This is a genomic window from Candidatus Methylomirabilota bacterium (assembly GCA_036002485.1).
Classification (GTDB): domain Bacteria; phylum Methylomirabilota; class Methylomirabilia; order Rokubacteriales; family CSP1-6; genus AR37.
Window position 1 is genome coordinate 29137 of record DASYTI010000009.1, and the last position, 13222, is coordinate 42358.

The 13222-nt window shown below is 68.5% G+C and carries 8 protein-coding genes; all 8 read left to right on the plus strand.

Annotation, left to right across the window (positions count from 1 at the left end; all coding sequences use genetic code 11):
- The first annotated feature begins 3 nt into the window (after window positions 1-3).
- Window positions 4-1512 carry a glycogen synthase GlgA gene (gene glgA / locus VGT00_01445; GenBank protein ID HEV8530064.1) on the plus strand — a complete coding sequence of 503 codons (1509 nt, stop codon included), beginning with the start codon at window positions 4-6 and terminating at the stop codon, window positions 1510-1512.
- Complete coding sequence (locus tag VGT00_01450; GenBank protein HEV8530065.1) at window positions 1509-1847, plus strand: P-II family nitrogen regulator; 339 nt, start codon at window positions 1509-1511, stop codon at window positions 1845-1847. Before glgA ends, VGT00_01450 begins: the two co-directional genes overlap by 4 nt.
- 129 nt (window positions 1848-1976) lie before the next feature.
- Complete coding sequence (glnE, locus tag VGT00_01455; GenBank protein HEV8530066.1) at window positions 1977-5036, plus strand: bifunctional [glutamate--ammonia ligase]-adenylyl-L-tyrosine phosphorylase/[glutamate--ammonia-ligase] adenylyltransferase; 3060 nt, start codon at window positions 1977-1979, stop codon at window positions 5034-5036.
- A gap of 296 nt (window positions 5037-5332) precedes the next feature.
- Complete coding sequence (locus tag VGT00_01460) at window positions 5333-9178, plus strand: DNA polymerase (protein HEV8530067.1); 3846 nt, start codon at window positions 5333-5335, stop codon at window positions 9176-9178.
- Window positions 9175-9804 (plus strand): dephospho-CoA kinase, encoded by a 630-nt coding sequence (gene coaE / locus VGT00_01465; GenBank protein ID HEV8530068.1) that lies wholly within the window; start codon window positions 9175-9177, stop codon window positions 9802-9804. The genes VGT00_01460 and coaE overlap by 4 nt, the downstream gene beginning before the upstream one ends.
- Window positions 9801-10658: a 16S rRNA (adenine(1518)-N(6)/adenine(1519)-N(6))-dimethyltransferase RsmA gene (rsmA, locus tag VGT00_01470; protein ID HEV8530069.1), complete on the plus strand. Its 858-nt coding sequence runs from the start codon at window positions 9801-9803 to the stop codon at window positions 10656-10658. Before coaE ends, rsmA begins: the two co-directional genes overlap by 4 nt.
- A gap of 52 nt (window positions 10659-10710) precedes the next feature.
- Entirely contained in the window at window positions 10711-12414 is a 1704-nt protein-coding gene (locus tag VGT00_01475) for a ribonuclease J (GenBank protein ID HEV8530070.1), read from the plus strand.
- A partial coding sequence (locus VGT00_01480) for a DNA translocase FtsK 4TM domain-containing protein (GenBank protein ID HEV8530071.1) occupies window positions 12414-13222 on the plus strand: 809 nt, incomplete at its 3' end. The genes VGT00_01475 and VGT00_01480, both read left to right, overlap by 1 nt.

Below are 13222 nucleotides of genomic sequence, written 5' to 3' on the forward strand. Positions count from 1 at the left end.
GACATGCCGTTTCCGCGACTCCGCGTGCTCGTGGTGGCTTCCGAGGCGTCGCCCTTCGCCAAGACGGGCGGCCTGGGCGACGTGGCGGGCGCGCTGCCTCAGGCCCTCCACGCCCTCGGCCACGACGTGCGCGTCCTGATTCCCCGCTACCGGGATGTAAAGCAGCAGGGGGCGGGGATGCGGACGGTGATCGAGCGCGTGTTCGTCCCCATCGGCGACGGCCTCGTCGAGGGCCAGCTCCTCGAGACGACGGGGCTGGGCGGCGTGCCCGTTTACTTCCTCGCGCAGGATTCCTACTTCGATCGCGAGGCGCTCTACGGCACCGCGGACGGCGACTACCTGGACAATTGCGAGCGCTTCACGTTCTTCTGCCGGGGCACCCTCGAGGCCCTCATCGCTCTCGGCCGCGAGGGAGCCTCGCCCTGGCGGCCTCAGCTCATCCACGCCAACGACTGGCAGACGGGGCTCATCCCCGTGTACCTCAAAACGCTCTACCGCGATCACCCGGAGCTCGGCGGGCTGGGCACGCTCTTCACCATCCACAACCTCGCCTACCAGGGCGTGTTCTGGCACTACGACATGCCCATGACCGGCCTCGGCTGGGACCTCTTCACCCCGGCCGGCATCGAGTTCTACGGCAAGATCAATTTCCTCAAGGCCGGGCTGGCCTTCGCCGATCTCCTCACCACGGTGAGTCGGACGTACGCCGCGGAGATCCGCACGCCGGCCTTCGGCATCGGGCTCGAAGGCGTGATCGAGGACCGAAGCGCGGACCTCTTCGGCGTGATCAACGGGATCGACTATGAGACCTGGAATCCCACGAAGGATCCCGCCCTCACGTGCCATTACTCCGCTGCGCAGCCCGAGGACAAGGTTCTGTGCCGTGAAGCGCTCCGCCGCGAGCTGGGGCTCGAGGCCGATCGCTCCATGCTGATCACCATGGTCACGCGCCTGGCCGACCAGAAGGGGCTCGACCTCGTGCTGGAAGGGCTACCCGGACTCCTCGAGGCTGGTTGCCAGATCGCCCTCCTCGGCTCGGGCGAGACGCCGCTCGAGACGGCGTGGCAGGAGGCCGCCGCCGAGCATCCGGGCCGCGTGGCCGTGCGGGTCGGCTACGACGCCGAGCTGGCCTCGCGCATGTACGCGGGCGGCGACTGCTTCCTCATGCCCTCCCGCTACGAGCCGTGCGGGCTGGGGCAGCTCATCGCCCTGCGCTACGGGACCATTCCCATCGTGAGGCGCACGGGGGGCCTCGCCGACACGGTGGAGGAGTGGGATGCCCGGCTTGGGACAGGCACGGGATTCATCTTCGACGACTTTTCCGTGGACGCCTTGCGGGAGGCGGTAGGGCGGGCCGTCGCGGTGTTCCGTGAGCCACGCCAGTGGGAGACCCTCGTCCACAACGCCATGACGCAGGATTTCTCGTGGGACGCTTCCGCCCGCGAGTACGTTACCCTGTACCGAAAGGTGCTCCGCCAGTACGGCGCCCGGTCGCCACGGAGGTCGCGATGAAGAAGATCGAAGCCATCATCAAGCCGTTCAAGCTGGACGACGTCAAGGAAGCGCTGACCGAGGTGGGCGTCATCGGCATGACGGTGACCGAGGTGCGCGGTTTCGGCCGGCAGAAGGGCCACACCGAGCTCTATCGCGGCTCGGAGTACACCATCGACTTCCTGCCCAAGGTCAAGATCGAGGTGGTGGTGCCCGACCAGCAGGTCGACAAGATCGTGGCCCTCATCGCCTCCGCCGCCCGCACGGGCTCCATCGGCGACGGCAAGGTCTTCGTCCTGCCCATGGGCGACGCCATCCGCATCCGCACCGGCGAGACGGGCGAAGCGGCCATCTGAAAAGATTCCCTCTCCCCCCTCGGGGGAGAGGGCTGCAGTTCGAGCCGAGACGCTCGCCTCGAGCGACGAGGCGAGGGCTGAGTAAGGTGAGGGGCGGTGGTAGCAGATGATCCGAGGATCAGCGCCTCCATGAACCTGCTCACCGCGGCTCCGCGCGATCGCAAAGCGCTGGCCGAGCTCAAGCGGCTGGGCTTCGCTGACCCGCGCGCCGCCCTAGCCAACCTCCACGCGCTCACGCCGGAGCCGCGGGATGCCGAGCTCCTGGCCCCGCTCCTCCCGCGGCTGCTTCAGGCACTGGCGGAGTCGCCCGATCCTGACATGGCGCTCAACAATTTGGAGCGCCTGGCCGCCCAGGGCGATCGCATCGCGCTGTTCCGTCTCCTCGGCTCGCACCCCGGCGCCCTCCATCTCATGGCGAGGCTCGGCGGCACCAGCCAGTTCCTGGCCGACACGCTGCGCCGGCATCCCACGCTCTTCCCCTGGCTCCTCGAGGGCCGGACCATGCGGCAGTGGCATGGCGACGAGCTCGCCGCCGTCCTCGAGCAGGACACGAGCGCCTTCGAGCGGCTCGACGCGCGCTGGAACGCGCTCCGCCGGTTCAAGTACCGCCAGCTCCTGCGCATAGGCTCCCGCGATCTGCTGGGTGACGCCGATCTGACCGTGACCACCGAAGAGCTCTCGCGGCTCGCCGATGTGTGTGTGGAGGCCGCGTGGCGATGGGCCGAGGAGCGTCTGCGCGAGCGCTTCGGCGTCCCCCAGGGGTCCGAGGGCGCGCCCACGGGCCTCGCCGTCATCGGCATGGGCAAGCTCGGGGGCGATGAGCTGAACTACTCCTCGGACATCGATCTGGTCTTCGTCTACGGAGAGGACGGGGAGACCTCAGGCGGGTCGGAGGGCCGCCTCCCGAACGGCGACTACTTCGCCGCCGCCGCGCGGGACATCGTGGCCGCCCTCGAGTCCGTGACCGAGGAAGGGTACGCCTTCCGCGTGGATCTCCGTCTCCGGCCCGAGGGCCGGATGGGCGGGATCATCCTGTCGCTCGGCGGCTACCGGACCTATCTGGCCGAGCGCGCCGAGCTCTGGGAGCGCCAGGCGCTGATCAAAGCGCGCTTCTGCGCGGGCGACGCCCAGGTGGCGGACCGCTTCTTCGACCTGATCCGGCCATTCGTCTTCCGGCCCGGCCTCGATCCAGACATCGTGGCCGCCGTGCGAGGCATGAAGCGCCAGATCGACCGATCGCTCAGCGGCAAGGGCATCGAGCGTCGCCACGTCAAGCTCGGGCGCGGGGGCATCCGCGAGGTCGAGTTCCTCGTCCAGGCCCTCCAGCTCCTCTACTCGGGCGATGATTCCTGGCTGCGCGAGCGGAACAGCCTGCGCGCGATCTTCCGGCTCACGGAGCGCGGCTACCTCTCGCAGTCCCTCGGCCGCTTCCTGGGCGACGCCCTCGTCTTTCTGCGCACCGTCGAGCACCGGCTGCAGATCGTCAACGAGTTCCAGACTCACACGCTTCCCGAGGACCCCGTGGCGCTGGGCCGGCTGGCCCGGCGGCTCGGCTCCACGCTTCCTCCCGCAGCGGCCCGCCGCGCCTTCGAGGCTGAATACCGGCGGGTCACCGACGGCGTGCACCAGGCCTTCGCCGCCTTCTTCGCCGCGCCACCCGAGGCAAAGGAGTCGGCCCCTCGGGTCCCCACGTACACGGCCCTCAAGGCCACCGGCTTCGTCGATCCCGACCGCGCGCGCCAGAACCTGCGGCTCGTCCTCGAGGGGCGGCCTCTCGTCCCCTACGTCGAGCCCATGCGACGCGCCATCCGGACCATGTTCCCCGTGCTCCTCGACGCGCTCTGGCAGAGCCCCGACCCGGATGAGGCGCTCAATCAGTTCGAGCGCTTCATCGCCGCGGCGGGACCGCGCACGGCGTATCTCGAGCTCCTGGCCGATCGTCCCCACCTGCACACGAATCTCGTCAAGCTCTGCGCTCGTGGCGAGCTCCTGACCCAGCTCCTGCTGACGCAGCCGGAGCTGCTGAGCCGGCTGGCCGATCCTGCCACCTTCGCGGCACCGAGACGGCGGGCGGACTTCCGACGCGCGCTGGCCCCTGCGCTGGCTCCGGCGCTGGCGCTGCCCGAGCGCATGGACCGGCTGCGCCGGCTCAAGCAGGCCGAAGAGCTGGGCATCATCTGGCGGCTGCTTCTTGGAGTCACCGATGCCGATCGCTTCTCTCGGGAGATGACGGCGCTGGCGGAAGCGGCGCTGGCCGCGGGCTGGCTCATGGCCCTCGACCAGGCGGCGGCGACCCTCGGCGTCCCCGTGGATTCCGCTGGGCGGCTCGTCCCCGCCAGCGTCATCGGGCTCGGCAAGTTCGGTGGACGCGAGCTGTCGACAGGCTCCGACCTCGATCTCTTCGTGATCTACGGTGGGGCGGGGGAGACGGACGGCCCCGAGCGCGTCGAGGCCCACGTGTTCTACGACCGCGCCGTCGAGGCTCTCTCCTCGATCCTGGGCGACGTCACCGCGGCCGGCGTGGTCGTGCCCGTGGACCTGCGCCTTCGTCCCGGATCCAAGGGCAGCGGCTTCGCCTCGAGCCTGGAGGCCCTCGGCCAGTACTACCGCGAATGGGCGGACCCGTGGGAGCGCCAGACGCTGACGCGCGCACGCCTCGTGGGCGGCGATCCGCGCCTCGGGCGGTCCGTGCGCCAGGCCATCCAGGCCCTCGTGTACGGACCCGAGGCGCCTCCGCCGGACCTCAAAGAGATGCGCGCGCTCCGGGGACGCATGGAAAAGGAGCTCGGCAAGGAGACGCCGGGGCGCCTGCACGTCAAGTTCGGCCGCGGGGGGCTCGTGGACGTCGAGTTCATCACCCAGGCCATCCAGATGCGCCACGGGCGTGAGCATCCGGCGATACGCAGCCCGCACACGGTGACGGCGCTGCGGGCGATCGGAGGGTCAGGACTCCTGCCGGCGGAAGAGGCCACGCAGCTCGCGGACAACTATCGATTCCTCCGTCGCGTCTCGGCGGATCTCCGTCTCTTCGGAGCGCGCCCCAGCGACACGATCGAGCTGGCCGGGCCCATCCCGGCACGGCTCGCCAAGAGCCTCGAGTACCCCTCGCGCAAGGAATTCCTCGACGACTACCGGCGCCGCACCGCGTGGGTGCGCGAGCTCTACCATCGCGTGGTGCTGCCCGGCTGACCGCAGGCACTGGGTCAATTTACTTCGCCAGATCCACTCAGCCCTCGCCTCGCGGCTGCGCCGCTCGGCTCGAACTGCCACGTTGCGAGCGGGCCGGCAACCCTCAACGTACGTCAATTCAGCCCTCGCCTCGTGGCTGCGCTGCTCGGCTCGAACGGCCACGTACGCCTCGGGCTGCCGGCCCGCTCGCTCCTCGTCTGGCTCGCAACTTGCCCCAGTGCCACTGCCAAGACTGACCCACAGCGGACAGCACTGTCCCGGCACGGGACTCGCGGGCTGTGTAACAATTAGGCGGTATGAACGCCCGCCTGTTCGTCGTGGACGGCCCCGGATATCTTTACCGCGCGTATCACGCGCTGCCCTATCTTTCGAACTCGAAGGGCCAGCCCTCCAACGCCGTCTTCGGCATGTCCACGATGCTCTGGAAGCTCCTCCGTGATGAGAATCCGGAGTACGCCGCCGTGGCCTGGGACCCGCCGGGGCCGACGTTCAGGGAAGCGAAGCTGCCGACCTACAAGGAGACGCGTCCCGGGATGCCGGACGACCTCCGGAGCCAGATCGCCCTGGTGATGCGCGTCTTCGAGGCGCTCCGGTTGCCGCTTCTGGAAGTGCCGGGCTTCGAGGCCGATGATGTGCTGGGCACCCTGGTGGAGCGCATGAAGAGCGAGCCGGTCGAGATGGTCCTCGTCACGAGCGACAAGGACATGCTCCAGCTCGTGAGCCCGCGTGTCCGCGTCCTCTCGGCCAACGCCCGGGGGGAGCCCGTGTGGTACGACGGGGCGGCCGTCACCGCCAAGTGGGGCGTGACCCCAGAGCAGATTCCTGACCTGCTGGCGCTGATGGGCGACAGCATCGACAACATCCCCGGCGTGCCGGGGATCGGAGAGAAGACGGCCGTCAAGCTCATCAGCCAGTTCGGCGGCGTGTCGCGGCTCTACGAGAACCTCACCCTCGTGCCCGGCAAGCTCCGCGAGGCGCTGGCCGCGAACCGCCAGGCCGCCCTTCTCTCGCGCGAGATCGCCACCGTGAGCACGCGGGTGCCCATCGCGCAGAGTCTCGAGGACTTCCGCCGCCAGGAGCCCGACTGGGAGCGGCTGCGGGCGCTCTGGAGCGAGCTCGAGTTCCACACGCTCATCCGCCAGCTTCCCGCCTCGGCCACGCCCGAGATCACCGCGGAGGCGCTCCCGAGCCTGACGGGACCCGAGGCGCTCGAGCGCTGGCTCGCCGATGTCCCCGCCGATGCGCCCGTCGCCGTGGACTGGGTGGGGGAAGGCTCGCCGCCCGAACCCGCCCTCGGAGCCCTCGGCCTCTTTCATCCGGCGGCGGGCGCCGCGGTCTTGACCCTCGGAACGGTGGCGCCCGACTTCGGCGGCCGTCGCCTCATCGGCCATGACGTCAAGCCGGTGATCGAGTGGTGGCTGTCCCGCGGCGGGATCGTTCCGGTCTTCGAGGACACGGCCGTGGGCGCCTACCTGCTCAATCCTGCCCGCACGAGCTACAAGCTCGACGAGGTCTGCGCCGAGCTGCTGGGCGAAGGGCCGGGCCTCGCCGCCCCCGGGACGCGCGCCCGCTGGGTGTGGCAGCTCTGGGAGATGCTGCCGCGCGCGCTCAACGAAGTCGGTCTCGACGCGCTCTACGACGATCTCGAGCGCCCGCTCGTGCCCGTGCTCGCCCTCATGGAGCGCCACGGCATCCGGGTCGACCCCGCGCGGCTCGAAGAATTCTCCAAGGAGCTCGACGGCACCCTCGTCGGTCTCACGCGCCAGATTTACTCGCTGGCGGGCGGCGAGTTCAATATCGGCTCGCCCAAGCAGCTGGCCCAGGTGCTCTTCGCGAAGCTCAAGCTGCCGCCCGTCAAGAAGACCAAGACGGGCTATTCCACCGATGCCGACGTCCTGGAGCAGCTCGCCCTCGGCCACGAGCTGCCCGCCAAGATCATCGAGCACCGCACGCTCGCCAAGCTCAAGTCCACCTACGCCGATGCCCTGCCGGGGCTGATCCATCCGTCCACCGGCCGCATCCACACCTCCTTCAATCAGCTCGTCGCGGCCACGGGCCGGCTGTCCTGTCTTCCCGCGGGCGCTCTAGTAAACACCCAGAGTGGACTTGTGGGCATCGAAGACGTCCGCCCAGGGGATTTCATACGCACGGCGCGTGGTCCGCGCCGTGTGCTCGCTTCCGAACAGACAGGCGTGAAATCTGTCGTGGCGATTGTCCTTTCCACGGGAGTGGTATTCCGCTGTAGTCCTGATCATAAGCTGCGGAGCCTGGGTCAGTGGGTCGAAGCGTCCGCGTTGAAGCCCGGCGATCCTCTCTACATGAGCTTCACTGCGGGGTTGTTCGGTTCTTCGATCGAGTTTGAAGTGGAACCGACTGCAGCCTATCGCACGCGCAAGACGCCTTCTCTGCCCACCGGCTGGAGCCAGGATCTCGCCGAGTTAGTTGGATACGCGATGGCCGATGGCCACATCGCGCACAGCAACTACAATGGAAAGCCAGCCCAACTAGTCCTTGCCTTTGACTGGCATGACGAGGATCTGGTTCGGCATTTCACTCATGTCATCCGTGAGTTGTTCGGAAAGACGCCGACTTTCCGAAGGACTCGAACGTGCCCGATCTTGATGCTGTCGAGCATGGACGTGTGCGGCCTCTTAGAGCAGCTCGGGGCGGGCGGTACCTCGAAGGTCATTCAAGTGCCTCCCGGACTGTTCAGTGCGCCAAGAGAAATCGCGGCTTCATTCCTCCGTGGATACTTTGAGGGGGATGGAACGGCTTCCCGTGCTCTTTCGGTGCGGTCGGTGTCACGCGACATGCTGGAAGGAGTTCACCACCTTCTAAGTCTGTTTGGAATACCGTCGAGCATCGCGGATGGCAGGGACGATCCACGTGGATACGCGCCGCGCCACACCTTGTTTGTGCTGGGGGACAGATTCAAGCGCACGTTTCGCGACCAGATTGGGTTCATCTCTGCCAAGAAGCGAGGTCAACTCGATCGGCTGCTCAGCAAACCCACTGAGAGGAGCACGGCGGAAGTTCTAACTCTTCCCAATCCTCACGAGATCCTGAGCAGCAAGTCGACGTTGTATGACTGCGAGAGGCGTTCAGACGGGAAAGGTCTCCCGGCTCTCTACGTCTTTGTCCATAGATTCGCCGCGGGTCGAACTACCTGCACGCTGCGTCGAGCCGAGTCGATCATAAGCGCTCTGAAGACGGGCGACACTGATGTGCCTGAATTCCTGGACGAGGCGGTATCTCGGCAGTACTTCGAGGTCGCGGCGCGATCTGTGTCCTGGGAGCCACCGGTGCCCATGTACGACATCGCTGTCGAGGGCGAGGAGTACATTGCGGACGGCATTGTGGTTCACAATTCGTCGGCGCCCAACCTCCAGAACATCCCGATCCGGACGGAGCTCGGTCGTCGCATCCGCGCGGCCTTCCTGCCCGAGCCCGGCTGGCGCTTCCTCGCCGCGGACTACTCGCAGATCGAGCTCCGCATCCTGGCCCACGTCTCGGGCGAGGAGAGCCTCATCGCCGCCTTCCGCGCGGGCGAGGACATTCACCAGCGCACGGCCGCCGAGGTCTTCGGGGTCGAGGTCACCGCGGTCGTGGCCGAGCAGCGCGCCATCGCCAAGACCACCAACTTCGCCGTGATCTACGGCGTCACCGCCTTCGGCCTGTCGAACCAGCTATCTTTCACTCCCAAGCAAGCGCAGGAGTTTCTCGACCGGTTCTTCGGGCGCCACGCGAAGGTCAAGGCCTATCTCGAGCGCACGGTGGCCGAGGGGCGCCAGCGCGGCTTCGTGCAGACGCTGCTGGGCCGCCGACGGTACATCCCGGAGCTCCAGAGCGGCAATCCCAACCTCCGCGGCTTCGCCGAGCGCATGGCGACCAACGCGCCGATCCAGGGCACCGCGGCCGACCTCGTCAAGATCGCCATGGTGCGGATGGCCAAGGCCCTCGCGGAGGGCGGGTTCAAGGCGCGGATGCTCCTTCAAGTGCACGATGAATTGCTCTTCGAGGCGCCGGAGGACGAGCTGGCCCGGCTCGAGGCGCTGACCCGTGAGGTGATGGAGTCGGCCATGGCTCTCGACGTGCCGCTCAAGGTGGACATCAAGACCGGAGCCGACTGGGAACAGGCGTGAGGCGCTTCCTGCTCGTCGGCCTCACGGGCAGCATCGCCACGGGCAAGAGCACGGTCAGCCAGATGTTCGCGCACCTGGGCGCGCGCGTCATCGACGCCGATCTCCTGGCGCGGGAGGTGGTCATGCCCGGCCAGCCCGCCTATACGAAGATCGTCGAGGAGTTCGGCCCGGGTATAGTCCAGGAGGACGGGCACCTGGACCGCAAGGCCCTCGGCGCCATCGTCTTTGCCGATGCCGCCAAGCGCAAACGGCTCGAGGAGATCACGCATCCGGCCATACGCCTCCGCCAGCAGCGCATCCTCTCCGTCCTCGAGGAGGAAGGCCACGAGGGCATCGTCATCTGGGACGTGGCCTTGCTCTTCGAGTCGGGCGGGGTGTCCCGGATGGATCGCGTGGTCGTCGTCTACGCCGATCCCGAGACCGAGCTGATCCGCCTCATGACGCGCGACGGCCGCCCCGAGGCCGAGTGCCGCGCCCGGATCGCGAGCCAGATGCCCGTGGCCGACAAGGCCAAGCGCGCCGACTACGTCATCGACAATTCCGGCACGCGCGCCGAGACCGAAGGGCAGGTGCGGGCGGTCTACGCCTCGCTCCTCGCCGAGCTCAAGAGCAGGCTCACGGCGTGAGCCCGCGCCGCAACGCGCGCGCGCTGGCTCCCCGTCCCGCGCGCCGCGCGGCTTCCGGTAAGACGCGCGCGCTCGGCCAGCACTTTCTCCTCGACGAGACCGTGTCCGAGCGCATGGTCGCGCTCGTTCAGCCGACCTCGCGAGACCTGGTGGTCGAGATTGGGCCCGGTCAGGGAGCCCTGACAGGACGCCTGGCCAGAGCCGCGGGGAGACTGGTGGCCCTCGAGGTGGATCACGCGCTGGCCTCCGCGCTCCGTGAGCGTTTCGCGGGGGTCTCCCATGTCGAGATCCGCGACGCCGATGCCCGCACGTTCGACTACGCGAGTATGGCTGGGCTCAAGCCGGAGGCCGGCGGCCGCGTCATCGTGGCCGCCAATCTCCCTTACAGTGTGGCCAAGCCCATCCTCCAGGCCCTGGTCGACGCCGGACCGGTCGTGGACGAGATGGCCCTCATGCTCCAGAAGGAAGTGGCCCAGCGCATCGAGGCGTCGCCGGGCGGAAGGACCTACGGCAGCCTCTCCGTCTTGACCCAGGTGTCGTGCGAGTCGCATCTGGTCTTCACGGTGCCGCCCGGCGCCTTCAGGCCGCCGCCTCAGGTGGATTCCGCCGTGGTGCATCTGCGTCGCCGCCCCGAGCCTCTGGTGCCCGCGGCTGAGGGCGCGCGCTTTCGTATGGTCGTGCTGGCGGCCTTCAGCCAGCGCCGGAAGAACCTCGCCAATGCCCTGGCGGCGGGACTTGGGATCGCGGCCGAGCGCGCGCGCTCCCTCTGCGATTCGGCCGACGTGGATCCTGGCCGGCGGGCGGAAACCCTCACCATCGCGGAGTTTGCCAGGCTGGCGCGGACGCACGGCTGACGCCTCGCTTTTTCGCCGCCACGGCGCGTGGTGATACCATGAATGCGCCGCCGTGAGCACTATTTACAGGCCTTCACCGGTCCCCATCGATGTTCCCGCCGAGCCCGCCGTCCGCCTCATCCCGCTGGGCGGGCTGGGTGAGATCGGGCTCAACATGATGCTCGTCGAAACGGGTGATGACATCATCGCCGTGGACTGCGGCCTGCTCTTTCCCGATGATGAGATGCCGGGGGTCGACTATGTCATCCCGGACTGGACCTATCTCCGCGAGCAGCGCGCCCGCTTTCGCGCCGTCGTCCTGACCCATGGCCACGAGGACCATGTCGGCGCCCTCGCTTACCTCCTGCGCGAGTTCGACGTGCCGGTCTACGGAACCCCGCTCACCCTCGCCATCGCCCGCCACCGGCTGACCGAGCTGGGCGCCCTCGCGAGCGCGGATCTCCGGCCCTATCAGCCGGGCGACGAGATCCGGGTGGGCGGGCTCGTGGTCGAGCCCATCCGGGTGACGCATTCCATCGCCGACGGCATCGGGCTCGCCATCGAGACGCCGGTGGGCACCGTGATCCACACGGGTGACTTCAAGCTCGACGAGCACCCGGTGGACGCCGCGCAGCCCGACTACGCGCGGTTCCGTGCCCTGGGGAATCGCGGGGTCCTCGCCCTCTGCTCGGACTCGACCAATGCCGGCCGCCCCGGGCGCACCGGCTCGGAGACGGAGGTGGGGGCGGCCCTCGAGGGCCGCTTCGCCGAGGCGCACGGACGAATTCTCGTTGCCACCTTCGCGTCACACATCCACCGGATCCAGCAAGTGCTCAATCTGGCCGCCGCCTCCTCGCGCAAGGTCGCCCTGCTCGGGCGCAGCATGGTCGCCAATGTCGCCGTGGCCTCCGAGCTCGGCTACCTCAAGGTGCCGGACGGGCTCCTCGTCTCTCTCGAGGAACTGGGAGAGCTGCCCGCGCGCCGGCAGGTGATCCTGTCGACGGGCAGCCAGGGCGAGACCCATTCCGCCGTCTCCCTCATCGCCGCGGGAGAGCACAAGGACGTCTCGGTGGGCGCGGGCGACCTCGTGATCTTCTCCTCGCGCGTCATTCCGGGCAATGAGCGCGTCATCGGACGCGCGATCAATGCCCTCCTCCGCCTTGGCGCCGAGGTGCTGTGGGAGGACGTGGCCTTCGTTCATGTCTCGGGCCATGCCAGCCAGGAGGATCTGAAGCACATGCTCGCGCTCACGCGCCCGCGGTACTTCATGCCCGTGCACGGCGAGTACCGTCATCTTCTCCAGCACGCCCGCCTCGCCGAGAGCGTGGGTATTCCCCGTGACCGCGTCTTCCTCGTGGAGGACGGGGTGGGCCTCGAGCTCTCGAAATCTGGCGCCCGCGTGCTCACGGGGTACCCGACCGGACGAATCTTCGTGGACGGCAAGGGTATCGGCGATGTGGGGCAGGTGGTGTTGCGGGACCGCCAGCTCCTGGCCGAGGCGGGGATGGTCGTGGTCGCCCTCACCATAGACAAGATCTCGGGCTCGGTGGTGGCGGGACCCGAGATCGCCTCTCGCGGGTTCGTCTACATGAAGGACTCCGACGAGCTGATGGAAGAGGTCAAGCGCGCCGTCCGCGAAGCGCTGGCGGCCCGAGAGGAGCCCGAGGTGATCGATCGCGAGCTCATCGGCGCCATCGTGCGGAGCGCGGTGCGCCGCTTCATCAACCAGCGCTTCGACCGCAAGCCGGTCGTGATCCCGCTGGTCCTGGAGGTCTGATGGCCGAGCGAGTGGCGGAACGACCGGCCGACCGAGGGGTCGAGCGGGGAACGGGGCCGGGAGCCGGCGCGCGGGCCGAGGCGGCCGGGCGCGCGGCGCGCCGGGCCAGGCGCGAGCAGGGCCGCTGGGTACGGGAGGTCAAAGGTATCCTGGCTCTCGCCCTTGCCGGTTTCAGCGGCGTCGCCCTCTTTGCCTATGAGCCGACGGTGCACCTGCTCGATCAGTCGAGTCCCGTCGGCCCCGTCGGGGTCTGGCTCGGCTGGATCTTCTTCTGGGCCTTCGGCTATGCGGGATTTCTCTTCCCGCTGCTCCTGGCGGGCTATGGCGCCTCCGCCTTCATCCGCTCGCGCATGGTCACGGGCTGGCCCGCTGGCCTCGGCCTCGCCCTGCTCCTCATCAGCGCCACGGGCATTCTCACCCGGATGTCCGACACCCTCTCCGAGCAGCGCATCCACAAGGGCGGCGTGCTCGGCTGGGCGGTCTCCGAGGCTCTCCGCGCCTCCGTCGGCACCGTGGGCGCCTGGATCATCCTGCTCGTCCTCATCCCTGTCGCCATGCTCCTCATCACGCGGATCTCGCTCCACGTCATGTCGAGCGCGCTGGGTGCGCGGCTCCGCGCGCTCCTCTTCTTCCACGGCACCGAGACGGCAAGCCCGGCGGTGCGGCCCCCTCCCGGCAGACTCGATCCCGCCGTCGAGCCCGATGAGCCGGCCGATCCGCCTCGTCTCGTCGTCAAGGAGCCCGCCAAGCTCAAGGGCTCCCTCGTGGAGAAGGGCCTGGCCTGGCAGGAGACCTTCGACTTCGGCAA